Origin of the sequence: Ruegeria discodermiae (genome assembly GCF_030758345.1) — a bacterium.
GTDB lineage: Bacteria > Pseudomonadota > Alphaproteobacteria > Rhodobacterales > Rhodobacteraceae > Ruegeria_C.
Map to the genome: position 1 here is coordinate 1 of NZ_JAVAMO010000017.1, position 25007 is coordinate 25007.

Consider the following 25007-nt stretch of genomic DNA (forward strand, 5'->3'; position numbering starts at 1 on the left):
CGTAACATGATCTACCGGTTCACATTCGCCGCCTCACTCCTGCTGCCCACAATGGCCATTGCTGCCCACGAACTCGAAGATCGTGATCTTGCACGGGGTCAGACGCTTTACGCGGAACAGTGCGCGTCGTGTCACGGTGCAGCGCTTCAGGGCCAGCCGAACTGGCAGCAACAAAACGATGACGGGACGATGCCCGCCCCTCCTCATGACGAGACGGGGCACACCTGGCACCACGATAACCAACTGCTGTTCACCTACACGAAGCTGGGCGGACAAGGAGCACTGGCGGAGCGAGGCATTACCAACTTCAAGAGTGGAATGCCGGGGTTTGCGGAAGTTATCTCCGATGAAGGAATCTGGGATATACTGGCCTACATTCGCTCAACCTGGCCTGAACGTGTCCAGGAAATTCAAGCCGGACGAAACCCGCCACATCAGTGATGGTTATTTCGGGAGTCTGTATTGGCCTCGGCTCGGGTTTTCCAACCGTCCCTGGCTGACCAGTGTTCGCAGAGCCCTATAGGTCGCCTCGTGGGTCAGCGCGATGCGCTGCGAGAGGTTCATGACCGAGGCGTCCAGCAAACCAGCGACCACCGCCGCATATACTCTTTCCGCTGCGGACCGTATCGACATGACTTCAACGATTTGCCGATAAGCCTGAACCTGACGAGACATGATGCGGTTATACGCAGTGGAAAATTCAGGATCGGCAAACCCAGCCAAGACGACGGACTTGGGGATGCGAATGACCTCACCTTCTACGAGGGCAACCGCGTTGCAATGGTATCTGTCAGCGAACACAGAAGCTTCGGCAAATGACTGACCTTCTTGAACCGTGTGAATTGTCACAGGCTCACCATCCGGGCCGATGCGCTCCATCCTGATCATCGCCGTCAAACTCAAGAACAGACCTTTCGTGGGATCACCTTCTCGGAACAAAACCATCCTTTTGGGGGTAGTGATTTTCTTCAGCCGGTCTGACGGCAGCATATCAAAGGGTGCTGGGATCATATGATCTTGATCATATGTCTTTCGTTTCAGGGGTTGTAGAGAAAAAGAGACAATTGGAGACCCAGATGCTCAGATTTACCCTTGTCACCGCGCTTATTTTTGGAAGCCCCGCGTTGGCGCAACACTCTCATAACCATGCCCACCCAACAGAGGTCGGCCAATCTGCATTCGCCGCTCTGGCTGAAATCGTGGACATGCTTCGACAGAACCCTCACACAGACTGGACAACTGTAGATATCCCCGCCCTACAGAGACATCTGGTCGATATGGAGCTTCTCGCCACCCAATCGGTAGCTGGGCAAAAGGAAGTCGAAGGAGCAGTCCAGTTCAATGTGACCGGAAGCCCAGATGTGATCGAGGCTCTGCATGGAATGGTCCCCGCACATGCTCCGTTTCTTGACGCCGAGACCGGGTGGAGAACGGAAGTCGAACGCCACAAGGCGGGCGTGATCGTCCGAGTGGAAGGCGAACAGCAAATGATCAATGCTCTGGGGTTCCACGGCTTGATGACGATTGGTGCCCACCACCAGGAGCATCACCTTGGCATCGCAACCGGTACGATGACCCATCATTGATCCCACTTGTTGAACTAGGAGACCAGGATGACCAGTAGCGGACCAGTCCTAAGAATATTCGAAGTTCAGGTCAAAGACGGCCATGTCGAAGAACTGCTTGAGAACTTCGCAACCACTTCTTCGAAAGTCGTGGAAGGGCATCCTGGAAATCGAGGATACTTCTTCGGTCGTTGCATCCAGGGCGGCGATAATATGGTGATGTTTGTGTCCATTTGGGACGATCTGGATGCTGTTAAGAAGCGGTTCGGAGACGACTGGCTGGTGTCCTATTTGCCGGATGGCTATGAAGACCTCATCGACTCGTGCTCGATACGACATGTCGATGTCGGTTCTGGATGGAACATCTAGACCCGACATGTGAGGACGAGCGGCCCTTACCGGTCATCTGGGGCCTGGTCGTATTAGCGGGTCAGCTTCCCGGAAGCTGCCACTCGCGCTTTGTTCAGTATTTAGGACCGATATATCGAAGCGTAGTGATCAAGCACAACTTGGTTTGCGCTCAATGCTGGTAACCTTAGAAAGGTCCGTCCCAACTTTTTGTGAAATGAATTCAGAGTTCTTGGTCCACGCTCCAGATTTGACACGCGCACCCAATGCAACCACTCTACCTGAAACAGGGGAGGAAAGCGTGCCAGAAATTCTGTCTAGCGCTCAGATCGCATCGTATAAACAGAACGGATATCTAGTTCTGGAGCGCCATCTCCCAGATGACATCATGGAGAATATCCGGTCTGAAATCGCTCGGTTCGAAGATGAGGCTCGCGGGATCACAGAATCTAACGACAGGCTGGACCTGGAAGATAGTCACACCAAAAAGACCCCGCGTTTGCGCCGCATCAAGCTTCCCCACAAAATTAGCAATATGATACGCGACCTTATGTATTCAGATCATATCCTTGCGCCTGCGCGCGATCTTATTGGGCCAGATCTCCGGCTGCATACGTCTAAGCTCAACATGAAATCGGCTGGTTATGGCGCGGCTGTAGAATGGCATCAAGACTATGCATTTTACCCACATACTAATGACGATATTTTAGCTATCGGAGTAATCATCGACGACATGGAGAGTGAAAACGGCCCTCTGATGGTTTATCCCGGCAGCCATAGAGGCCCCGTCTATGATCACCATGTTGATGGTGTGTTTGCCGGCGCATTCATCCCGGAGGAAGTCGGTTTAGACCCAAAGGATGCTGTTGAGTTGAAGGGACCAGCCGGCTCTGTCTCGATCCATCACGGTCGGATAGTCCACGGATCGGCACTCAACACATCTGATCAGTCACGCCGCATTTTGTTTTACGAAATGATGGCTGCTGATGCCTTCCCGATTATGGGTTCAATGACGGTGTGGGACGGGATCGAAGATTACGATACCCGTATGCTGTGCGGCGAACCTACCATTACGCCAAGGCTGAAAGATATCCCAATCAGGATACCTCAACCGCAACCCGATGTTCCGATCTCAATTTATGAAATCCAAAAGGGACTGAAGAAAAGATCCTTCGGGACGACCATGTAGACGATTTTCACGACCTGGATGAGCTCCAGTACGGCCCATAGCTGCCGTTGATCAACTAGACCTGGTGCTGCGGTGCGGGCCGTGATTCCGGACTTTCGCTACAAATGCGAAATTGTGGCTGCAACCAACTGGCGGACTGCGGACGGAGCCGACCTTTGATTTTCAACCTTCGCTGGCGCAGCACTCATTCGCAGATGCGGCGCGTCCATTGTTGCGGCGCAGCACTCGCCACCAATCCGGTCATTCAGAGGCCAGGATTTGGCGTAACTGAAACTGTACTTTCGCCGCTACCGGGTCAGACCAGCGAGAAGCAGGACTTCGCGGATGACACTACAGTCGGCTATGCATTACCCTTCGCCTACGAGCTAAGGAGTAGTTGCGATGGGCACCTTGGTTGTCACCGAAGCCGAGTTGCGAAATTGTCTTCCGATCGACAACGGATCGCTTGTTGCAACCGAGCGGTCCTTTTCGTGGATTTCGGAAGGGCGTGTTTCAATGCCGCCAGTTATGCATATCGACATTGATGAGGAGAGCGCTGTCGACACGAAGGGCGCTTTTGTGAATGGCCTCGAGCATCTTGCTGTCAAAATTGCCACCGGCTTCTTTCGGAACCCGCAGATCGGACTGCCCAGTTGCAGTAGTATCATTGCTTTGATGAGCGCAAAGACAGGTGCCTTTGATTGTATTTTCCTAGACAACGGATATTTGATGAACTTGCGCACCGGGCTTGCCGGTGCAGTGGCTGCAAAGCACTTGGCACCCCAAGAAATAAAAACTGTCGGCGTGGTAGGCACTGGCGTACAGGCCCGATATCAGATTGAAAGCCTCGCCCTTGTGCGTAGGTTCGAACGCCTTCTGGTTTTTGGGCGCAACGCGGCATCTGTTTCGAGCTACTGTGCTGAAATGGCAAATCTGCTTGGAATTCCCGTGGAACCTTGCCAGTCCCTCGCGGAGTTGGTGACGTCTGCGCAAGTTGTCGTCACGACGACCCCGGCGACGGAGCCAATCATCATGGCCGAATGGCTTCACACCGACTTACACATCACTGCCATGGGGTCGGATTTACCAGGCAAACAAGAACTACATTCGAATGTACTCGAGCGCGCAGACGTCGTGGTTTGTGATGTGATTGATCAGTGCGTTATCGGCGGCGAGCTTCAGAGTTTGGGCGAAGGCAGCAGAAAAGTATTGGAACTCGGTTCAATCATTTCAGGAGCGGACCAATTCTCGCGCCCAGCTGGTGCCGTGACGATCTGCGATTTGACGGGAACCGGCGCACAGGACACCGCGATCGCAGTGGAAGCCTTTTGCCGTGTGAAGGCTACTAAATTGGGAACTTCACTCTGAAAAGAGTTAGAAGCTGACATCCACTTCCACGTGCTGGACGGCAGCTTCCGTCCGCATGCCCGATGTTAACAGATTTCACTGAATGACCGTTCCGGAGCCCCAGGCAGTCCTTCAAATGCTATGTGACGTGTCTGGAATTCAGGCAGAAGCATAGTCACTGCAACCAACGACGCAGACTATGCGCGCTGGTTAAACTGCCGTAACTTAACCACATGCCAAAGCCAAAGATCAGAAAACTTGCTGCTATCGTTTCGATCGATGTCGTAGGTTACTCGGGCCTTATGCAAAGAGACGAAGCAGACACTCTGGCGCGGCTCGGCACGTACTTTGACGGCATCGTTTCACGTCTGGTCTCGACTCATAACGGGCGTGTAGTCAAATCGATGGGCGACGGCCTACTGATTGAGTTTCCTACTGCTGTTGACGCGGTCGCTTGCGCGCTGGAAGTCCAGACAGTTATGGCTGAACGTGAAGCCAATAACGCGGGTAAACAAAAAATCACCTTTCGCATTGGCGTGAATCTTGGTGATATTGTTGTCATAGGCGACGATATCTTTGGAGACGGTGTCAATCAGGCGTCCCGACTTCAAGAAATTGCCAGACCCGGTGAGCTCTGCATCTCCGGGAGCGTCTTGGACCAAGTCAAAGATAAGATTGAGCATTCGTTTGTAGATATTGGCCATAGAAAGCTTAAAAACATCGTTCAGCCTGTTCGCGCCTACCGTTCGACTTTGACAGCTTCCGGTGAAGAGGCAAAGCCAATTGGGTGGCCTTTCCTCACAGCGGCGAAAAGTGAACCGGTCACTGCAGGTGGATGTCTGTGCGGCGCAATTCGGTATCAGGTCTGGTCTCGGATCTGTCGCAAAGTTTCTCCCTGGTTCCGAAACGAATGCTGGAACTTATCGAATTGGGCGAGATTCCCATCGGCAGCTGCTCCGATTTGATCGGAGCAGCTGGTCGAGATGACCAGTTTTCAAACTTTGCGACAGATCCAGTCTGTGTTGTTACGGTTCGACAATCTCTCGGCTTCGCGCCTGTGGCGAAGGTCCGCAATGCGGGCTGCAGACGCAGTATACCAGACTCATGACGTGCGACCGGTTTGGGCCGCGAGCACAAGCCGACTATAGTGCGCAGTGATATGATGCTGCGCTGCCTTCGAGGTCTGCGGCGAGCCCAATCTGTTCCTCGGATGAGTTGCGGCGAACGGCGCCTCTTAAAATCGAGGCTCAAAAAACGGCTCATTACCTAGGAAGCTATGACCTAGATTATTGAGCCGCTGCAGAGTGTGGATTCGGTAGCATCCGGTTGGTCATTCCGACGACATCCGGCCACTTGTACCGGGGTAGAGCCGGTGCTTAAGCTCAGTGTCGCACAGATCATATGGCAATGGCCAGAACAACCAGCCGTGTCAGCTCGCCGACGGTATTTGAGCAACTGGATGAATTCGCTCACAGCGAGTTGTTCGTCCGCTTCACCAATCCGCAGAACTGATTTAAGCCTTCAACTAGAACCAATGCACGTGACAGTGTACAATTGCCATCGGCTGGTTCGCTTCGACAAACTAAGCTCATGTGTGTCGCTCGGTAAATGTTAAGTGAAAGGGTTTGGGAAGTTCTCGAAGAATGCTTTGATCCACTCAACTAGCAACTTTCCTGCGGCACTGACGGTTGCCTTGACTCCCTTTTTTACATCGTCTTTAACCTGTTCTTCGACGCTATTGAGGATTTGTTCCTTGATCGTTGGGTCATCCTCAGAGCCCTGTTCGATGATGACTGTGGCGACCTGTGTGATGTCCCGCCCATCTTTTGTGTAGACGACGATGGTGCGAATACCATCGTCAGGATCAATCTTGTTTTCGATTAGCATCCCGTGTTCGGAAGCGAATGCTCGAAGAGCGTCTACAAAGTCACGCATAGGTGCCTTCCTCCATCAGCCGGTCAGGCATTTGCCATGTGATCACTATAGAAATTATATCATTTATGATATATTGTCAAACATGATATCACCTGCTAAGGACCGGCTATGAAGGAGATAGATATGAACTTGGCATTTGGATTTTCAATCAGGAGGGTCGGGGACAAGGATATGTTCAAATTCCCAAGCTTTCCGGAAATTGTTGTCGCGGTCGACAAAGATGAGATGTCAGAAGCGGACATAATTGCGCGGGCAGAACGACTGGTGAAACACGCGTTGCAAGTGCGACTCGACTATAACCGAGATATCCCATCCGGCGATTGTAGCAAGGCAAAGGATATTGAATACTGCGTCAGGATGAGTCCTCTAGTAACCACAAAAGTGCTGCTATATCTTGAATGCAGGAAGAACGGGTGGTCGAAAGCCCAGATAGCGCGGCACCTAGATGTAACTCCGACCACCGCCGCTAGAATATTGGACTTGTTCCACGAATCCAGAACGGAGGTACTGGCTTACGCCGCTAGTCGTATGGGAAAAGCTCTCGACGCAACTATCTCGTTGGTTCCAGCGGTTGAACACGCTGAGAAGTAGGAACACATCCGCCTCTCTTCCACACGCTATATGTCGACGAGAGGCGGACAAAAGCATCTGGTGCTATGCGATCCGCAGCGCCCTCTGAGTATTCGGATTCCAATTCGCCATCTACATCAATCTGGGCGTCCAACGCCTTGTTCAAGCCAGCTTCGTCCACGATGCCGGCAATAGACCTGGATACTGACTCATGCATGGAATCGAAAACGCGAAGTTCAGGGTTTGCAACCTGTTGCGAAGGCGCGTTTTGCTCCACGTGCCTGAGATAACACAGTAAAATAAAGACATTGTTTAGTGATCTAGCTGCCCAGCTTTCCGCGCCAACCTTATCTTTCGGCTTATCAGATATATGTTGAATTAGTTTCTTTGGGAACTTTGTCTTATGAAAGATGTGCTCCAAGTATGCCATATTTTGAATAAGAGATGACATAATCAATTTACTTCTTACAGTACTTGAATACAAAAAATCGTATATATCCTCATCTTCTGGGTCTGCCGTGATTTCGGCAGCAATCAGATTACTCTTTGTCAGGAACATTAGTAGCGAATAAATGTCTTGGGGCAGGTATCCAAAATTGTTTTTTAGAGCATCTTCAAGCTCCGCTTGAGTCATATTAGCGTTCTCAAGGCACTGAACGACACGGATTTTTTCCAGCAGCGAGTGAGTGTCCAGATTCATCATAGGGCCTTGCTCGTGGTAGTTAAAAATGTTGTCGACAAACCCTTTTGCTCTTCGGTTTTTCCTCACCCTCATTTGCGTTCTGCGAATACCACCTAGCTTTAGTTGGTTCTCGAAGCTGGGTCCCTCAAACAGCAACATTTCTACGATTCGATAGGATTTTCGCCGAAGATAGCCTGTACACTCTCGCTCCACTTCTTCTACGAAAGTGGCTGTATCTCCAAATAGGATTTCACCATCTAAATCTTTCAATGCGATGACTTCATCAATATATCGAGACAAGGAACGCGATATGAAGTCAAACAATTCCCTTAGATTGCCGTCAAAAACACCATAGATGATTGATGCGGCAACTCGCGGCCCGTGACCTCTCGCTATCGCAATAAATATTCGCTGCGAAATACTGACCACTGCCTGAACGAATTTTTTCTTCTCATCTTCGCTAAGGTCCTTCGCGTCACCAATAAATCGTGTTGAACGGGAAACCACTGACACTATGGCTGAGAGTCCATCGATATTTTCAACCTTGTAAACTCTGGTGATGCCGATTGGGTCTTCAAGCTCAGGGTCATTCCGAAGAAAAGCCATCGTGTTTCTACGCATTATGACAATGCTGTCAGCCTTAACCGCAACGCCCATCTGACGAAAACTCTCAGGAACTGATAGGTCCTTTCTTCGTAAAATAATTTCCTTTATGGCAGTCCACTTCTGGGTGTTTTGAACCGCGTCTTCAACGTTCAAAGCATCCATACCATCGAACACAGTCACAAGTGTTCGTCGCTCCCATAGGACTTCAATCAGGCTCTTTCGTTTGGAGTGACGCAGTCCTTGCAAGTAGTCCTTCAAGTGCGCGTTACCCTGCTGGGCGCTCGAAACAACGTGATGTAAAAGTAAATATTCGGGACTACTTTTCACTTTTCTATCGCGATCTCGGTCAGTATCGCCCCCTATTATACCTTCTGTGTCCCTTCCGCTGTTTATGACCATTTCGCGAGCTAGATGGATTAGACATTGTTCGAGGTCGACTTGTTGCTCGAAATTTCTTTTTAATCGGAATCCATTACCTCCAACGAACTGGAAAAAATAACTCAATACAAGATCGCGACAATGAATAAATGACATATAATGTCGAAGTGAAACCGTGATATCACCGCCTTCAACATGCCAGTGATCCCAAAACTTTAAAAACTCAAATCTAGAAAACACTATGTTGCGATGTTCGAGGTCGGCGGAGAATGCCGACATCGCATACTTGACTAACGAAGATTTGCCACAGCCGGGTGCTCCGGTAATCGCTACTTTGTGTCGCCGTGTTCCATCCTGTATCCGGTCCAGAAGAGTGTTTGCAAACCAGTCCTCAAAGGCTGAGGAAGAGCGATTGATCGGATCACCTTCGCTCCAAAACGGCTCACCTTTCGAGCTACGGCTGTTAGGAGACTTGCGTGTTACCGTATCGCGGGAAAACAATATGGTATCGCGCCATTCTTCATTTGCAGTTGCGCCGAAACGCAATTTGTTAGACGCCTGCTCAAGCCCGTCTTTCAATCTTAAAACTGGACTGTTTAGTTTACCCTTTGGCTCACTCTTCTTTGTTTCGGAGTGTTCTTCTTTGTCGCTCTCATCGTCAAGATTTCTCTGATCATCTAAGGTGAGCTTCGGAAATGCTAAGTTCTGAACCTCGTCAATCTCTAATTTTATAAAAGGAAGATATCGAAATATCTCTAAAATTCGTTGTCTTGCTTCTTCTGGTTTCATCATCACACCTATTCTCAAGGTGAAAGATCACAAGTGATATTTTTTTTCAAGCTTGGTGACATAAAATCGTAAAAAAGTTGTCTTCCCTTCTACTTCGAAATCTCTCTTCAAAGGTCAGAACACTAAGAGGGCGCTGCGGATCGCATGGCACTTGATACAATGCAGGCACCGCGCTAGCGGACCTTGGCCGAAGGTCCGCAAAGTCCCGCCATCTGTCAGTTCACCAAAGTCTAGATCTCGCTGGCGCGGCGAATGTCGGCAATGCGGGCTGCGACCGCAGCATTTCGGTTGGCTGCTGGATGTCAGCTCAGGGCCGGTTGGATATGTCGTGGAGAATGGGGCAGGGACTTGTGCTGCTTCTGCACCGAGGTCTGCAGTGGGCTTTGTCAGGTTGTTATTGGCACCCGATCGGGTTAGCGCAGGTCCGTGTTGAATATATCCGATCTTTCCCGCATCAAGGGTTTCCGTTTTCCGCGCTCCGTGATTGGTTATGCTGTCTGGGCATATCATCGGTTTGCCCTCAGTCTTAGAGATGTCGAGGACCTTCTTGCATCGCGAGGGATCCGAGTTTCTCACGAAACCATACGGGCTTGGGTCGCGCGCTTCGGCCGGCAGTTTGCTGCAAAGATACGCCGCGATCGGCCCAAGCCAGCAGATAAATGGCACCTGGACGAGGTGGTGATCCTGATCAAGGGCAGGAAACACTGGCTCTGGCGGGCAATTGATGCACATGGCGATGTGCTCGATATCCTGGTTCAGCCACGCCGAAACAAGCGTGCTGCCAAGCGGTTCTTCCGAAAGCTGTTCCGCCGTTGGGGCCAACCGAGGGTGTTGGTCACAGACAAGCTTCGGTCATACGCGGCAGCCAGGGCCGAGATCGCCCCTAGGATAGAGCATCGCCAGCACAAGGGGTTGAATAATCGGGCTGAAGCCTCGCACCGGCATACCGGCCGGCGAGAAAAGATCATGGGGCGCTTCAGGTCTCCAAGGCAGGCGCAACAGTTTCTCTCCGCCCATGATCAAACCGCCTCATTGTTTCGCCCCAAACGCCACCGCCTTTCGGCCATTTCATACCGCCACGCACGTACGGATGCTTTCAAACTCTGGAGCGAGTATACCCTCGAACTGACCGTATGACTTCTGCACAAACCACACTTCTCAGCTTCGGCAAACTAACCTGACAAAGCCTCCCGAGGCGTTGATGCGAGGCAGGCCATAGGACAGGGTCGCATCCATATGAAAATGCGGATCAACAAAGGGCGGGCTGACCAAATCGCCGGTTGCATCAATGATCTGCCCTGCTTTGGCAGTGCCGAGTTGATCTATGGCGGTGATCTTACTGCCTGAGATGCCGATATCAGCGACGCTGCCGTTCGGCAGAAAGCCACCTTTTACAATCAGGTCAAACATCACCGCTCCCCCTTGTTGAATGGCACCATAAGTGCGGCGGGTACTTCAGCCCGGCGTGACGTTACTACCAATGCCAGAATGGAAAGGATGTAGGGCATCATCAAGAATATCTGATAGGGGACCTGCGCCCCAAGACTTGTCTGCTGAACCCGGATTTGCAGCGCATCGAAGGCAGCAAACAACACTGCCCCAAGCATTGCCTTGCCCGGCCGCCAGGACCCGAAGACAACCAGAGCAATGCAGATCCAGCCGCGCCCATTGACCATCTCAAAAAAGAAGCTGTCAAAGGCGGACATTGTTAGAAACGCGCCACCGACGGCCATCAGCCCGCTGCCAATGATAACGGCCCCCATGCGGATGGCGGTCACCGAAAGGCCTTGTGAGGCGACCGCAGCCGGGTTTTCACCTGCGGCACGCACGGCCAAACCCAAGGGCGTTCGGTAGAGAACCAACCCGACAACTGCAACAAGTACAAAGGCCAGATAGGTCAGCGGCGTTTGCGAGAAAAGAGCGGGCCCAAGCAGTGGAATGTCCGATAGCAATGGGATTTCATAGGGCTGAAACGCGACGATCTTGGGTGGGCTGGTGACCTCTGGCAGCGCCAGCCGATAGGCATAGTAGGTTGACGAAGTCGCCAGAAGTGTTACGCCCAGTCCAACTACATGCTGGGACAGGCCAAAGGGCACTGTCAGCGTGCTGTGCAACAGTCCAAACAACATCCCAACAGCCATTGCAACGCCGACACCAATCCAAAGCCCGGTGCCCGAATAGACCGCCATCCAACCCGCAAATGCACCGGAAACCATGATACCCTCGATGCCAAGGTTCAGGACACCGGCGCGTTCACAGATCAATTCGCCCAGGGTCGCAAAAATCAGTGGGCTGGCGATACGGATCGCTGCGGCCCAGAAACTAGCGGTGAAGAGGATTTCGATGATGTCCATGGCGCTAGTCCCTCACCACGCGAAACCGGGTCAGCATGATTGCCAGAACCATCAGCAAAAGGGAGATAGCCTGCATGATATCGGCTAGGTAGGTTGGTACGTCTGCGGCCCGGCTCATGCTGTCAGCTCCGACAAAAATGCCAGCCACAAACAGAGCTGCGATCACCACACCCAGAGGATTGAGCAGGGCGAGCATCGCCACGATGATGCCGGTGTAACCAAATCCGGGCGACAGATCGAGAGTCAGGCTCCCCTTCAGCCCGGCGACCTCGGAAAAGCCTCCCAAGGCGGCAAGTCCGCCAGACAACAGCGCGGTTTTGACCAACACTAAATTCACCGGAATGCCCGCGAAACCTGCGGCCTGTTTGTTCAGGCCCACGGCTCGCATCTCATAGCCTAAGGTACTGCGGGTCTGGATCAACCAGACGCAAAGCGCCGATATGATCGCCAGGGCGAAACCCCAGTGCAAACGCAGCCCGTCGACGATCCGTGGTAGGCGGGCCTCGGGGATCAGTCGGGCCGATTTTGGCCAGCCCATCCCCATCGGATCTTTCAATGGCCCCTCCAAAAGCATTGAAATAAACAGTAGGAAGATGAAGTTGAAAAGCAGAGTCGTCACCACCTCATCCACCCCAAACCGGGTTTTCAGAAGCGCCGGTACCAGCAGCAAAATCGCACCCGCAAACACGGCAATCAACGCAATTACAGGAAGGATCAGGCCACTTGGCCACGCCAAGGCTCCGGTTCCCAATAAAACCGTGATCAGAGCTCCGGCGTATAGCTGCGCTTCGGCCCCAATGTTCCAGAATTTGGCCCGAAAGGCCACGGCAACGGCAAGCCCCGTAAAAATCAGCGGCGTCGCCCGGTTGAGCGTTTCAAGAAGCGCGAATTTCGACCCAAATGCGCCCTTGATGATCAGGCCCAGAACCGAAAAAGGGTTTGCGCCTGCGATCATTGCCAAAAGCGATGCGATCACAATTGTCGCAGACAACGCCAATGCAGGTGGGACCAGTTTGCGCCCAAAGCTGGGGTTGTTTACCGGTTCAAGGCGCATGCGCATTCTCGTTTTCAAACCCTTGTCCGGCCATCCATAGGCCCAGTTCCGTGGGTGTCATACTGCCCCGGCCGAATCCGGGTGAGAGCTGTCCGTCAGCAATCACATGGATGACATCGGACATGGCCATAACCTCATCCAGATCTTCCGAGATCAGCAGGATCGCGGCCCCTCTGGCGCGGGCTTCCAGCAACTGGCCGTGCACATAATTGACTGCGCCGACATCCAGCCCGCGCACGGGTTGATTGGCCAGAATAACCTGCGGTGCGGCCTCAAGCACGCGCCCCAGGATCAGCTTTTGCATGTTCCCACCGGACAAAAGCCGGATCGGCGTGTCCGGGCCCGGACAACGCACATCGTATTTATTGATGATGGCCTCGGCAAAGGCCCGTGAACTGCGCCAATTCAGCCAACCAGCCTTGCTGAACCCCGCTGAGCGGTATCGTTCAAGAATTGCATTCTCGGTCAGGTCAAAATCCGCAATCGTTCCGGTTTTTTGCCGGTCTTCGGGAATGCGAGCGATGCCACTTTTTACTGCTTCGCGCGGGGTCCAGCGGTCGATGTCAGATCCGCCCCTCTCGATCCGCCCCTCGGCAGGTTTCACCAGCCCGCCAACAACATCTGCGATCGCGGCCTGGCCATTGCCGGAAACGCCAGCCAGGCCGATGATTTGCCCGGCATGCAAAGATAGAGACACCGACTTGAGCCCCGGAGCGTTGCCGACATCCGGTGTTGCGACGCGATCCAGTTTCAATAAAGCAGGCCCGGGCGTCGATTGGGGTACCTTGGGTGGTGTCGCCTCTGTGCCCATCATCAGGGTCGCCAGCGCGTGTTTGTCGGTATCTGCGGTGCGAACGCCACCCGTTATCTTACCGTGCCGCAACACGACAACTCGGTCCGATATAGCCATAACCTCATGTAGCTTGTGGGAAATGAATATGACCGACAAACCATCTGCTATGGCCAGCCGGAGGGTCGCAAACAGATCATCCGTTTCCTGCGGCGTCAGAACTGCGGTCGGCTCATCAAGAATAAGAATGCGCACATCGCGGTAAAGCGCTTTAAGTATCTCGACCCTTTGCCGTTCACCTACCGTCAGCGCCCCGACACGAGCATCCGGCGACACGGATAGGTGATACTTTTGAGACAGCGCCTTGATCCGGTCGCGGGCAGCCGATCGTCCCGCGCTTGTGCTCAATAGTGAACCGACCCCAAGAGTGATGTTTTCCAACACAGTCAGGTTGTCGGCCAGTGTGAAATGCTGGTGTACCATCCCCACACCCGCATCCAGCGCAGCGCGAGAGTTTCCCGGTGGCAGAGTTTTTCCGAACACCCGAACGGTACCGCTATCTGCCGTATATTGGCCAAAGAGGATGTTCATCAGCGTTGTTTTGCCTGCCCCGTTTTCACCGAGCAAGGCAACAACTTCGCCTTCGTTCAAAGAAAGGCTGACTGCATCATTTGCGGTCAGCGTGCCAAAGCGCTTGGTGATAGCATCGAGGGTCAGCGCCTCAACAACAGAGGTGTCCATGGGTGGTTATGACGATGTCGGTTCGTCGTCGTTGATGGTCACAGAGAATGCACCCGATTTGATTTCGGCCTCGCGTTTCTTGACAAGGTCAAGTGCAGGGGCAGGTACCTTGCCGTCGAATGTGCCCAAGGGTGCTAGAGAGGTTCCGCCCTGATTCATAAAGGAATAGATGCCATAGTCAGCGGCTGTAAAGCTACCGGCCTGCACTTCGGCAATGGCCTTATCCAGGGTCGGTTCAAAATGCCAGATCGCCGAGGCGACCACGGTGTCGGGATATTCCGGCTGCGTGTCGATCACGTTGCCAATTGCAAGAATGCCCTTTTCCTTAGCGGCGTCGGAAACGCCGAAACGTTCGGCATACAAGACATCTGCGCCGTTTTCGATCATTGCAAAGGCCGTTTCCTTGGCCTTTGGCGGATCAAACCAGCTGCCGATAAAGCTGACCTGGAAGGTGATATCGGGGTTCATCTCACGTGCACCGGCCATGAAGGCATGCATCAGGCGATTCACTTCCGGGATTGGAAAGCCGCCAACCATACCGATATTGCCCGTCTCGGTCATGGAGCCGGCAATGATACCGGACAAGTAAGAGGCGTCCTGAATATAGTTGTCGAAAACCGCAAAATTGGGCAGCGCCGGGTCTTCCTTGAAGCTTGAGCCCATCAGGAAAGCCACGTCGGGATATTCTGCGGCGACTTCTCGCGCCTCTTGTTCGGCGCCAAATACCTCGCCGATAATCAGCTTGTTGCCCGCCTCGGCATATTCGCGGATCACCCGGGCGTAGTCTGTGTTGCTGACGTTCTCTGAGAAGCTATAGGAAATATCACCGCGATCCTGCGCCGTCAGCGCGGCGTTGTGGATGCGGCTGACCCATTGCTGCTCGACGGGCACGGTATAGATCCCGGCGGTTTTGATAGGTTCTGCGGCAGCAACGCGACCAGCCCCAAGCAAAAGTGACGACGCTGCGGTCGTCATCAGAAATTGGCGGCGGTTAAGAAATAGTGATGTTTTCATGATGTCCTCCCCGTGGCAATTGACGCAAAGTAACACGTAATTTTATCATTTGGTCAAGAATCTTGAGAATGAGGGGCTCGGACGACCAGAGCTTGCTTAGAAAATGTGCTTAGGGTCCGGAATTAGGTCAACTTCATAGATCTGCTGTCCTGGCAACGTCTGCTCTGGCGTATGCAATGCGGCTTGACTAGTTCCGTTGAGCGGCGGCTTCGGGCCGCCGGCGAAGACGGCCCAGAATATCTAGATTTCAATGGCTTCTGCGATAGCCAGAGCGTCTTCGAACTCAACACCGAAATATCGGACTGGGTTGTGTCGCAAACTTTGGACGGGATGTTGCAACTTCGCGCGGTTTAATCCAATGGCTGGTTGGTCTTTGACAGAGTTTAGGAATGTCCGATGATCGACTTCAAAGGTGCGCATTACCCGCAATCTGTGATCCTGTTCGCGATCTATTTCTACGTCCGGTACGGCGTCTCCTACCGCGACCTGGAAGAGATCATGGCAGAACGTGGGGTATCGGTTGATCATGCGACGCTGAATCGCTGGGTTGTGAAGTACTCGCCTTTGGCCGCTCGCGCGGCGCAGAAACGGAAGGCCAATATTGCTGAATCCTGGCGCATGGATGAGACCTACATCAAAGTTTGCGGTGAATGGTTGTACCTCTATCGTGCTGTAGATCGCGACGGGCAAACCCTTGATTTCATGCTTTCCGAGAAGCGAGACACAAAGTCTGCGAAGAAATTCTTCGCCAATGTATTGTGCAACAATGGCATCCCGAAACGGATCACGATCGACAAAAGCAGGAGCAACGCGGCCGGGATCAAAGAGGCCAACAAGATCTTCAAGAGGCTGCAGATACCAGTCAAAATCGACACTGTCAGATCAAAATACCTCAACAACATAATCGAGCAGGATCATCGCTTCATAAAGAGGCTCACGAGGCCGATGCTCGGCTTCAAAAGCTTCGCGTCAGCTGCAGCGGCACTTGCGGGGATCGAGACCACAAACATGATACGAAAGGGCCAACTTGGACCTTCGACAAGCGGATTCCGTCAATTTGCAGAGCTCGCTGGATAATTCTGCCCAATCAGAGCGATAGCTATGATCAACGCCAGATTTTGCGACAAAGCCAAGCCATCTCCTCAGTCATCAAAAGAATTTGCGACAGAACCGTGATCGTTGGACCTTAAGGCACATTGAGCCGGGAGCAAGTTTTCCTGGATCAGAATCTCGATGCGAATCTGTTCCTGTGACCTCATGATCTCTCGCTTGTCGCACCGGGCGCGCAGCAGGCGAACCGAGCTGCGCACCAGATGTCCGGAATCCTGGGCGATTACGGCATCGACCTCGCCGGACACCAATGCCTTGCGCGTTCGGTCCGTTAGTTCATGCGCGATTACTGTCAACGTTTGGGGGTCGGTTTGTCTGGCCACCGCGTTCAATGGCAATCGCGCCTCGGAACTCATGACATAGGCGGCAACGATATCGGGGCTGTTGTTGATCATATTGGAAATAATCTCATACGCACGCGCTTCGTCTCCATGGGTCTCCAACGAGGGCAGGGCGGTCAGATTGGGATAATCCCGGGTTAGGACCTGATCAAAGCCGCGGCGCCGTTCCAGACTGTCGCGCGCATTCATGGTTTCCGAAACCACCATGACTTTTCCCTGTAGACCACAGACAAACCGCCCGATCAGCCGTGCAGCGGTTGCGCCGGCTGCGTGGTTGTCGATGCCAACGAAATCCATGTCAGACAGCTTTTGCTGGCCCGAAATCAGATGGACAACGTGCACGCCCTTCTCCTGAAGCCGAATTGCGGCGTCCCGCACCTGCGGGGATTCGGGCGCCATCAAAGCAATTCCATCAACCTCGTCCCGCCTAATCTTCAACAGGGTTTGGGCGATCAGATGAGGGTCAACCTGGGAGATTTCCTGATGGGTGATCTCCATCCCTTCGGCTGCGAGACCGATGTTTGTTTCAAAGATACGATCGCGCAACTCGGCTATGAATAAGTCGCCCCGCCGGGGCAGCAGAAACCGAAACCTGTATTGCCTGCTTTTGGCCAGATTGGCCGCAGACAGATTCCGAACGAACCCGATTTCCTCAATCGCTTTTTTGACGGCTTCTACAGTTTTCTTGCGTACACCGGGACGTTTGTTGAGGACGCGATCAACCGTCGCAAGGCTAACGCCGGCGGCTTTTGCGAGGTCTTTGGTTGTTGGGCGCATCCAACCGCCTTCGGTTTGAGTTTCAAGGACTATTTGCCCAACTTTCTGCGACATGCAAGCCTTTTGAGGCACGTGCATCAGAAAATGGTTGATCTGAGGTACGTACCTCAGCTATCAAAGCTTCCATCAACGAGTCGCCGTTCACAAAACCGGCGCAAATCAGATGGGAGGAGTTACCAGATGAATGCGAAGCTGAAATTTACCGTGGCCACAGCCGCCTTGATTGGCGCAACCGGGGCCGCCAAGGCCGAAGACCTGACCCTGTGCTGGGCGTCATGGGATCCGGCGAATGCTCTGATCGAACTCAGCAAGGACTTCGAGGAAAAATCCGGCCACACCATGAATTTCGAATTCGTGCCATGGCCCAACTTCGCCGACCGGATGCTGAACGAACTGAACTCGGGCGGCAAGCTCTGCGATCTGATGATCGGGGACAGCCAGTGGATCGGCGGTGGTGCCGAGAACGGGCACTATGTTAAACTAAATGATTTCTTCGAGGCCGAAGGTATCACGATGGATGACTTCATTCCGGCGACCGTGACGGGATATGCCGAATGGCCCAAGAACACGCCGAACTACTGGGCTCTGCCCGCTTTTGGCGACGTCGTGGGCTGGACCTATCGCAAGGACTGGTTTGAACGCCCGGAACTGCAGGCCGAGTTCAAAGAAAAATACGGCCGCGATCTGGATGTGCCCAATTCACTGGGCGAGTTGAAAGACGTTGCTCAGTTTTTCCAGGGGCGCGATATCGACGGCACAACGGTTTACGGCGCTGCGATCTATACTGAACGCGGGTCTGAGGGCATTACTATGGGCGTCACCAACGCCTTGTACAACTACGGTTTCGAATACGGCAACCCCGACAGCCCCTATGAGCTTGATGGATTCGTCAATTCCGAGGATGCTGTTGCTGGTCTGGAGTTTTACAAGGACCTCTATGACACGGCCACGCCTCCGGGGTCTTCGAACTGGTATATGGGCGAGAACATCGATGCCTACAAATCCGGGCAGGTTGCGCTGCAGATGAACTTTGCCTTCATCTGGCCGGGGGTTGAGGCCGACCCCAATGTCGGCGGCGGAAAATCCGGCTATTTTCCCAACCCCGCAGGCCCGAACGGGCAGTTTGCACAGCTTGGCGGGCAGGGGATTTCCGTCGTCTCGTACTCGGACAAGCAGGATGCCGCGCTGGAATACATCAAGTGGTTCGCACAGCCAGAGATTCAGGCGCGCTGGTGGGAGCTGGGCGGCTACTCGGCGCTGAAGGCAGTGGTTGAAGACCCGGGGTTTGCAACCAGCCAGCCTTATGCGCAGACCTTCTTGGACTCGATGGCGATCGTAAAGGATTTCTGGGCGGAACCGGCCTATGCCGAACTGCTTCTGGCCATGCAACAACGTGTGCATGATTATGTCATCGCCGGAAATGGCACGGCGCAAGAGGCGCTGGATGGTCTGGTGGGAGACTGGACCGAAACCTTCGAAGACGAAGGCAAGATCTGATCAATCGCTTCGTCGGGCGGCATTGGCTGCCCGATCCTCCCACTCCGGGCTGGCATCTTGTCTGCCCGGAGCACACAGCCAACTTCGACGTACCACCCCAAGGGCCGTCGATGAGGGATCAAAAAATGATACACACTCCGATGGATAAGATCGCCGAAGCGACACCCGAGCCCATGGCCCGAAAAGTGCGCGGCCTGTCAGATCGGGCCATTGCCTGGATCTTTGTCGCGCCGTCCATATTCCTGCTGCTGGCGGTCAATATCTTTCCGCTGATCTGGACTATCCGGCTGAGCTTTACCAACTACAGGGTTAACCGCCCGAACCGCGACATCGACTTTGTCGGTCTGCGCAACTACGAGCGTATCCTGACCGACAGCGATACGTGGATGACGATGCAGGCGACCGCGCATTTCCTGATCTGGACCATCGTTCTGCAGGTTCTGATCGGTTTCGCGCTGGCTTATCTGCTGAACATGAAATTCAAGGGCAACGATATGTGGACCACAATCATCGTGTTTCCCATGATGCTCAGCCCTGCGGTCGTCGGCAATTTCTGGACCTTCCTCTATCAGCCGCAGATCGGCCTGTTCAACTACGTGGTGACGTTCTTTACCGGCGGTGATCCATCCAGCTTTTCGATGATCGGCGACGTGCAACTGGCCCCCTGGGCCATCGTGATCGTCGATACATGGATGTGGACCCCGTTTGTGATGCTGATCTGTCTGGCAGGGTTGCGGTCGATTCCAGATTCGATCTATGAGGCAGCGGAATGCGACCGCGCCAGCAAATGGCGGCAGTTCTGGACGATCACCATCCCGATGGCTCTGCCGTTTCTGATGCTGGCCGTGCTGTTCCGCGGCATCGAGAACTTCAAGATGTTCGACCTTGTGGTGCAGCTGACTGGCGGTGGTCCGGGCAATACAACCACATTGACCTCGATCGACCTGAAACGTGAAGCGTTCGAGAAATGGCGCACCGGCTATTCCTCGGCCTATGCGGTCATCCTGTTCGTCACCGTCTTTGGCCTTGCGTCGATCTACGTCAAAGCCCTGAACAAGGTAAAAGAAAGATGAGCTTTTCCGTCACAGAACCGTCCATCCGGACGAAGTGGTTCGCGGGCACGGCTGTGGTGCTTTACGCGGTCATCACCATCCTGCCGCTGATGTGGATCATCGCAACCGGCTTCAAGTCGCCTGCAGATTCCATCGCCTACCCGCCCAAGGTCGTGTTCGAGCCGACGCTGGAAGGGTATGTCAACCTGTTCACCCAGCGCACCCGCCTGAATCAGGATGATCTGGACGCGCTGCCGCCGCCAGAAACCTGGTATGATGAAATGGTCCGCGAACAGGGGCAGGTGATCACTGGTCGGTCTCGCTATGGTGAGCGGTTCATGAATTCGATCTTCATCGGGTTTGGGTCCACCTTCCTGTGCATGGTGCTGGGGACGGCTGCGGCTTATGCGTTCAGCCGGTTCCGGGTGCCGCTCAAGAATGATTTGCTGTTCTTCATCCTGTCGACGCGGATGATGCCGCCGATTGCGGTTGCTATCCCGATCTTTCTGATGTTCCGCCAACTGGGGCTGAACGACACCCATCTGGGCATGATCCTGCTTTATACAGCAGTCAACCTGTCGCTGTCGGTCTGGTTGCTGAAAGGGTTCATCGACGAGATTCCGGTGGAATATGAAGAGGCCGCGCTCATCGACGGATACACACGCTTTCAGGCGTTTTACAAAGTTGTGCTGCCGCAGGCGGCCACTGGCATCGCCTCAACCGCGATCTTCTGTCTGATCTTTGCGTGGAACGAGTACGCCTTTGCAGTTCTGCTGACCTCGGGTACCGCCCAGACCGCGCCGCCCTTTATCCCGACCATCATCGGCGTCGGCGGCAAGGACTGGCCCGCCGTGGCTGCCGGGGCAACCATCTTCCTGGTGCCTGTCATGGTCTTCACCATCCTTCTGCGCAAGCATCTGCTGCGCGGCATCACATTCGGAGCGGTTCGCAAATGATTACTTTCATCAATGGCCTGCTGCGGCTGCGCCGTGGCCCTTGGGAAATGATGGCCTCGATCCTTATCGCGTTGGGCGTCATCATGCTGATGCAGCCCTTTGTGCTGGCACTGTTCACCTATTCCTTCATTGTCACGCTGATTGGCACGGTGATGTTTATCATCGTCAGCCACTTCCCGGAATAAACACATGGCACAGATCAGAATTGAAAGTGTGCGCAAGGAATTCGGGGCGTTCACGGCTGTTCAGTCGTCGAGTTTCACCATCGAAGATGGCGAGTTTTTCATGCTGCTTGGCCCCTCGGGCTGTGGCAAGACCACGACGTTGCGCATGATGGCCGGGCTGGAGCTACCCACCAGCGGCGAGATCTATATCGACGGTGAAGAGGTGGGCATGAAGCCCGCCAGCCAGCGTGATATCGCCTTTGTGTTCCAGATGTTCGCGCTCTACCCGCATATGAATGTGGGTAAGAACATCAGCTATCCGCTGCTGAGCCAGGGTATGCCCAAGGCGCAGGTGAAAGAGAAGGTGGATGAGGTTGCCCAGATTCTGGGGATCACCGACATTCTCAAGAAACCTGTAGGAGGCCTGTCCGGTGGCGACCGCCAGCGTGTCGCGCTTGGCCGTGCCATCGTGCGCAATCCCAAGGCGTTCTTCATGGATGAACCGCTGGGGGCGCTGGATGCCGAGTTCCGCGAGCATATGTCCGAGGAACTGCGCGCGCTGCATGACCGGATGGGGGCCACTACGGTTTACGTGACCCATGACCAGCTTGAGGCGATGCAGATGGGTGACAAGATCGTGGTCATGAACCACGGCGTTGTCGAACAGTTTGGCGTCCCACAGGATATCTATGACTGGCCCGCCACGATGTTTGTGGCCAGTTTCATAGGCTCACCCGCGATGAACTTCCTGAACTTCCATGGCATCGTGGGTACGGGCACAACTGCGGTCAAACTGGCGGAAAGCGAAATCAAAGTGCCCGAACAACTCGGCGGTGCGCGCGGCGACCTGGTTCTGGGTGTGCGCCCTGAACATGTACACCTCGACGATAGTGCGGATTACCGAGGAGAGGTCACCGCAACAGAATATCTGGGCACCACGCAAATCGTGACACTGAACACGCCACACGGCGAAATCAAGGCGCGTATCCCGTCCAGCACCCGTGCCGAAGTTGGTGAAAACACTGGATTGCGCTTTGACGAACGCACGATCACGGTCTTTGAAATGGAAAAGGGCAGGGCGTTGCTCTCTGCCGCAAATCAAGGGGTTCTGAACCATGGCTGAGGTCGAGCTTCGCAATGTGACGAAAACCTATGGCGACACGGTCGCATTGGACAACGTGTCGATGACCATCCCGGATGGGGCTTTTGTGGTTCTGCTGGGGCCGACCGGCGCGGGGAAGACAACAACGCTGCGCATGGTGTCCGGTCTGGACAAGCCCGATGAGGGCGAAGTTCTGATGGATGGCCGATCCCTGAACGGGCTGACCCCGGCGCAACGCAATGTGGCGATGGTGTTCCAGCAATACTCGCTGTACCCGCACCTTACCGTGTACGAAAACCTGGCCTTCCCGCTGCGCTCTCCGCTGCTGAAAACGCCGGAGGATGAGATCAAGATCAAGGTACAGCGCGTCGCCGAGACCTTGCAGATTGCGCATAAGCTTGAAAACAAGGCGACCGCCCTGTCCGGTGGCGAGATGCAGCGCGTTTCCATCGGGCGCGCTCTGGTGCGCAACCCCGAAGTGTATCTGATGGACGAACCGCTCAGCTCGCTGGACGCCAAGCTGCGCGCCGATCTGCGGGTCGAGCTGAAAAGTATTCAGGCCGACAGCGGTGCAACGCTGCTGTATGTGACGCATGACCAGATCGAAGCAATGACCATGGCCACCCATGTGGGCGTTCTGGATCACGGTAAACTGGTTCAGTTCGGCACTCCGCGCGAGATATACGAGGATCCGGTCAGCATCTATGCTGCCAGCCGATTGGGGCAGCCCCGGATCAATATTCTGCCTGCGGATATTTTTGGCCACGCGCCGTCGGGTGCCAAATCCATTGGCCTACGCCCGGAACAGATCGGACAGGGCGATGGTCAGGAAAGTCTTGTCACGCGGGTCGAGCATCTGGGTGATCAAACCCGCCTGCACCTGTCGTTCAGGGACCATGACCTGATCACGGTGACGGACACCCACACCCCGTTGAAGTCAGGCGACATCGTCAAAATCGCCCCCAACAACCCGTTTTTCTTTGACGCCGCTGGCGCTCGGATTCAGTGAAAGAGATCAACATGACCCATTTCATCAACAAAAAAGAAGACATTGTCGGCGAAGCCGTGAATGGCGTGATCGCAACCTCGGGTGGGCGCCTGGCACGGCTGGACGGCTACCCGCATATCCGCGTGGTGGTGCGCACCGATTGGGACAAGTCTAAGGTCGCGCTGGTCTCGGGCGGCGGATCGGGACACGAACCGGCCCATGCCGGTTTTGTCGGTGAGGGGATGTTGACGGCTGCCGTTTGCGGCGACGTGTTCGCATCGCCTTCGGTTGATGCGGTTCTGGCGGGAATTCTGGCGGTCACGGGTCCGGCAGGATGTTTGCTGATCGTCAAGAACTATACCGGAGACCGGTTGAACTTTGGCCTTGCCGCCGAGCGTGCGCGGGCCTTTGGCCTGAACGTAAATATGGTGATCGTGGACGACGACGTTGCGCTACCGGATTTACCGCAGGCAAGAGGCGTGGCGGGCACGCTGTTCGTGCACAAGATCGCCGGAGCTTTGGCCGAGAATGGCGCTGACCTAGATGCGGTGACCACTGCGGCTGAGCGCGTCATAGAGGGCACCTCCTCGATCGGGATGTCCCTCGATACATGTACCGTACCGGGGGCCCCGAAAGAGGACCGTATTCCAACCGGCAAGGCCGAGCTCGGACTGGGCATTCATGGCGAAGCTGGCATCGAGCAGGTCGATTATTCCGATGCCAAGACCGCAATCGCGATGATGGTTAAAAAGCTCAGCGCCAATATGAAGCCGGATCAGCGCTATGTGGCGCTTCTGAACAATCTGGGAGGTGCGTCGGTTCTGGAAATGTCGATCCTTGCGCATGAGTTGGCCAATGCGCCCATTGCTGCGCAGATCAGTCACATCGTTGGCCCCGCCGCGATGATGACATCGCTTGAAATGCGCGGATTTTCTATCTCGGTCTATCCTGCACCGGCTGAGGACCTGATGGCACTCCAGGCCACGACGCCTCTGAGCGCATGGCCTGGTGTGAATGCAGTGGTCGACGTGCCTGTTCTGGACCTGCCGGACGGTTTGAAACCAATCAAACCACTGGCCTCAGATCACCCTGAAACGCGGTCGTTCCTGACCCGGTGCTGCGAGATTCTGATCGCCGCCGAGGCGGACCTGAACGCATTGGACGCTAAATCGGGGGATGGCGATACCGGCTCGACCCTGGCAGGTGCGGCGCGCGCATTGATTGCCGCAATGGACAGTCTGCCTTTGGCAGATCATACGCAACTCTACCGGGCCATCGGCCAAGAGTTGAGCCAGACCATGGGTGGATCATCCGGTGTCTTGCTTGCCATCTTCTTTGCGGCTGCAGGCGACGCGGCGTCCAGTGGCCAGACAATGCGGGATTCCTTGCATGTTGGCCTGAGCCGCATGCAAGAGATCGGCGGCGCACAGCCGGGCGACCGGACTATGATTGATGCGCTAAAACCCGCGTTGGAAAAGCTGGAAAATGGCCTGCCGGATGCGGCCGAGGCGGCTCGCGCAGGGGCCGACAAAACCGCTAAGATGCTGCGCGCGCGGGCTGGACGGGCATCATACATTAATGCCGAGCAACTGCGCGGCCATGTCGATCCCGGTGCTGAAGCCGTTGCGCGGCTATTCGAACGGCTAACGGGGTAGATGCAGGAACCGAGGCTGCTAGGT

The 25007-nt window shown here is 54.4% G+C and carries 24 protein-coding genes and 1 pseudogene; 16 read left to right on the forward strand and 9 right to left on the reverse strand.

Annotated elements, in window-relative coordinates; translation table 11 throughout:
* Positions 1-6: 6 nt before the first annotated feature.
* On the forward strand, positions 7-441 hold the full coding sequence (locus Q5Y75_RS23480; RefSeq protein ID WP_371933302.1) for a c-type cytochrome: 435 nt from the start codon (positions 7-9) through the stop codon (positions 439-441).
* 3 nt (positions 442-444) lie between these two features.
* Here the strand turns inward: Q5Y75_RS23480 and Q5Y75_RS23485 are convergent, their stop codons facing one another.
* Complete coding sequence (locus tag Q5Y75_RS23485) at positions 445-1011, reverse strand: Crp/Fnr family transcriptional regulator (RefSeq protein ID WP_306202104.1); 567 nt, start codon at positions 1009-1011, stop codon at positions 445-447.
* A 65-nt stretch (positions 1012-1076) separates the two neighbouring features.
* Here Q5Y75_RS23485 and Q5Y75_RS23490 point away from each other — a divergent pair, with 65 nt between their 5' ends.
* The 5 genes from Q5Y75_RS23490 (at position 1077) to Q5Y75_RS23510 (ending at position 5393) form a co-directional block, all read left to right on the forward strand.
* The gene (locus tag Q5Y75_RS23490; protein WP_306202106.1) at positions 1077-1586 is read left to right on the forward strand and encodes a hypothetical protein; all 510 of its coding nucleotides are present in this window, start codon (positions 1077-1079) and stop codon (positions 1584-1586) included.
* Positions 1587-1613: 27 nt separating this feature from the next.
* Positions 1614-1934 (forward strand): antibiotic biosynthesis monooxygenase family protein, encoded by a 321-nt coding sequence (locus tag Q5Y75_RS23495; RefSeq protein WP_306202109.1) that lies wholly within the window; start codon positions 1614-1616, stop codon positions 1932-1934.
* A gap of 280 nt (positions 1935-2214) precedes the next feature.
* Positions 2215-3102, forward strand: a complete 888-nt coding sequence (locus Q5Y75_RS23500) for a phytanoyl-CoA dioxygenase family protein (protein ID WP_306202111.1) — start codon at positions 2215-2217, stop codon at positions 3100-3102.
* 381 nt (positions 3103-3483) lie between these two features.
* On the forward strand, positions 3484-4449 hold the full coding sequence (locus Q5Y75_RS23505) for an ornithine cyclodeaminase family protein (RefSeq protein WP_306202113.1): 966 nt from the start codon (positions 3484-3486) through the stop codon (positions 4447-4449).
* A gap of 212 nt (positions 4450-4661) precedes the next feature.
* Positions 4662-5393: an adenylate/guanylate cyclase domain-containing protein gene (locus Q5Y75_RS23510; RefSeq protein WP_306202114.1), complete on the forward strand. Its 732-nt coding sequence runs from the start codon at positions 4662-4664 to the stop codon at positions 5391-5393.
* A 646-nt stretch (positions 5394-6039) separates the two neighbouring features.
* On the opposite strand, the gene Q5Y75_RS23515 is transcribed toward Q5Y75_RS23510, so the two are convergent.
* Positions 6040-6363, reverse strand: coding sequence for a hypothetical protein (locus Q5Y75_RS23515; protein WP_306202116.1), 324 nt, complete (start codon positions 6361-6363; stop codon positions 6040-6042).
* 108 nt (positions 6364-6471) lie between these two features.
* Between Q5Y75_RS23515 and Q5Y75_RS23520 the strand changes: the two genes are divergently transcribed.
* Positions 6472-6954, forward strand: coding sequence for a helix-turn-helix domain-containing protein (locus Q5Y75_RS23520; protein ID WP_306202118.1), 483 nt, complete (start codon positions 6472-6474; stop codon positions 6952-6954).
* On the opposite strand, the gene Q5Y75_RS23525 is transcribed toward Q5Y75_RS23520, so the two are convergent.
* Positions 6914-9391 (reverse strand): P-loop NTPase family protein, encoded by a 2478-nt coding sequence (locus Q5Y75_RS23525; protein ID WP_306202121.1) that lies wholly within the window; start codon positions 9389-9391, stop codon positions 6914-6916. The two genes, Q5Y75_RS23520 and Q5Y75_RS23525, sit on opposite strands and share 41 nt — an antisense overlap.
* Before the next feature lie 426 nt (positions 9392-9817).
* Between Q5Y75_RS23525 and Q5Y75_RS23530 the strand changes: the two genes are divergently transcribed.
* Positions 9818-10525, forward strand: coding sequence for an IS6 family transposase (locus Q5Y75_RS23530; protein ID WP_371933300.1), 708 nt, complete (start codon positions 9818-9820; stop codon positions 10523-10525).
* A gap of 51 nt (positions 10526-10576) precedes the next feature.
* Here the strand turns inward: Q5Y75_RS23530 and Q5Y75_RS23535 are convergent.
* The 5 genes and pseudogenes from Q5Y75_RS23535 to Q5Y75_RS23555 all read right to left on the reverse strand — a co-directional run.
* Positions 10577-10798: pseudogene (locus tag Q5Y75_RS23535) on the reverse strand (cytosine deaminase); the annotation flags it as partial.
* Positions 10798-11742 carry an ABC transporter permease gene (locus tag Q5Y75_RS23540; protein ID WP_306202124.1) on the reverse strand — a complete coding sequence of 315 codons (945 nt, stop codon included), beginning with the start codon at positions 11740-11742 and terminating at the stop codon, positions 10798-10800. The gene Q5Y75_RS23540 and the pseudogene Q5Y75_RS23535, both read right to left, overlap by 1 nt.
* 4 nt (positions 11743-11746) lie before the next feature.
* Positions 11747-12796, reverse strand: coding sequence for an ABC transporter permease (locus Q5Y75_RS23545; RefSeq protein ID WP_306202128.1), 1050 nt, complete (start codon positions 12794-12796; stop codon positions 11747-11749).
* Positions 12786-14327: an ABC transporter ATP-binding protein gene (locus tag Q5Y75_RS23550; protein ID WP_306202129.1), complete on the reverse strand. Its 1542-nt coding sequence runs from the start codon at positions 14325-14327 to the stop codon at positions 12786-12788. Before Q5Y75_RS23550 ends, Q5Y75_RS23545 begins: the two co-directional genes overlap by 11 nt.
* 6 nt (positions 14328-14333) lie before the next feature.
* On the reverse strand, positions 14334-15341 hold the full coding sequence (locus tag Q5Y75_RS23555) for a BMP family protein (protein WP_306202131.1): 1008 nt from the start codon (positions 15339-15341) through the stop codon (positions 14334-14336).
* A gap of 396 nt (positions 15342-15737) precedes the next feature.
* Here Q5Y75_RS23555 and Q5Y75_RS23560 point away from each other — a divergent pair, with 396 nt between their 5' ends.
* Entirely contained in the window at positions 15738-16418 is a 681-nt protein-coding gene (locus Q5Y75_RS23560; RefSeq protein ID WP_306202133.1) for an IS6 family transposase, read from the forward strand.
* Between the two features lie 65 nt (positions 16419-16483).
* Here Q5Y75_RS23560 and Q5Y75_RS23565 read toward each other — a convergent pair whose 3' ends face one another.
* The gene (locus Q5Y75_RS23565; protein WP_306202135.1) at positions 16484-17569 is read right to left on the reverse strand and encodes a LacI family DNA-binding transcriptional regulator; all 1086 of its coding nucleotides are present in this window, start codon (positions 17567-17569) and stop codon (positions 16484-16486) included.
* Positions 17570-17749: 180 nt separating this feature from the next.
* Here Q5Y75_RS23565 and Q5Y75_RS23570 point away from each other — a divergent pair, with 180 nt between their 5' ends.
* The 7 genes from Q5Y75_RS23570 (at position 17750) to Q5Y75_RS23600 (ending at position 24983) form a co-directional block, all read left to right on the forward strand.
* The gene (locus Q5Y75_RS23570; protein ID WP_306202136.1) at positions 17750-19066 is read left to right on the forward strand and encodes an ABC transporter substrate-binding protein; all 1317 of its coding nucleotides are present in this window, start codon (positions 17750-17752) and stop codon (positions 19064-19066) included.
* Between the two features lie 125 nt (positions 19067-19191).
* Positions 19192-20139 (forward strand): carbohydrate ABC transporter permease, encoded by a 948-nt coding sequence (locus Q5Y75_RS23575; RefSeq protein WP_306202138.1) that lies wholly within the window; start codon positions 19192-19194, stop codon positions 20137-20139.
* The gene (locus tag Q5Y75_RS23580; RefSeq protein ID WP_306202140.1) at positions 20136-21074 is read left to right on the forward strand and encodes a carbohydrate ABC transporter permease; all 939 of its coding nucleotides are present in this window, start codon (positions 20136-20138) and stop codon (positions 21072-21074) included. The genes Q5Y75_RS23575 and Q5Y75_RS23580 overlap by 4 nt, the downstream gene beginning before the upstream one ends.
* Positions 21071-21259: a hypothetical protein gene (locus Q5Y75_RS23585; RefSeq protein WP_306202142.1), complete on the forward strand. Its 189-nt coding sequence runs from the start codon at positions 21071-21073 to the stop codon at positions 21257-21259. Before Q5Y75_RS23580 ends, Q5Y75_RS23585 begins: the two co-directional genes overlap by 4 nt.
* 4 nt (positions 21260-21263) lie before the next feature.
* Positions 21264-22361, forward strand: a complete 1098-nt coding sequence (locus Q5Y75_RS23590; protein ID WP_306202145.1) for an ABC transporter ATP-binding protein — start codon at positions 21264-21266, stop codon at positions 22359-22361.
* Positions 22354-23349 carry an ABC transporter ATP-binding protein gene (locus Q5Y75_RS23595; RefSeq protein ID WP_306202147.1) on the forward strand — a complete coding sequence of 332 codons (996 nt, stop codon included), beginning with the start codon at positions 22354-22356 and terminating at the stop codon, positions 23347-23349. The genes Q5Y75_RS23590 and Q5Y75_RS23595 overlap by 8 nt, the downstream gene beginning before the upstream one ends.
* 11 nt (positions 23350-23360) lie before the next feature.
* Positions 23361-24983: a dihydroxyacetone kinase subunit DhaK gene (locus Q5Y75_RS23600; protein WP_306202149.1), complete on the forward strand. Its 1623-nt coding sequence runs from the start codon at positions 23361-23363 to the stop codon at positions 24981-24983.
* Positions 24984-25007: the final 24 nt, after the last annotated feature.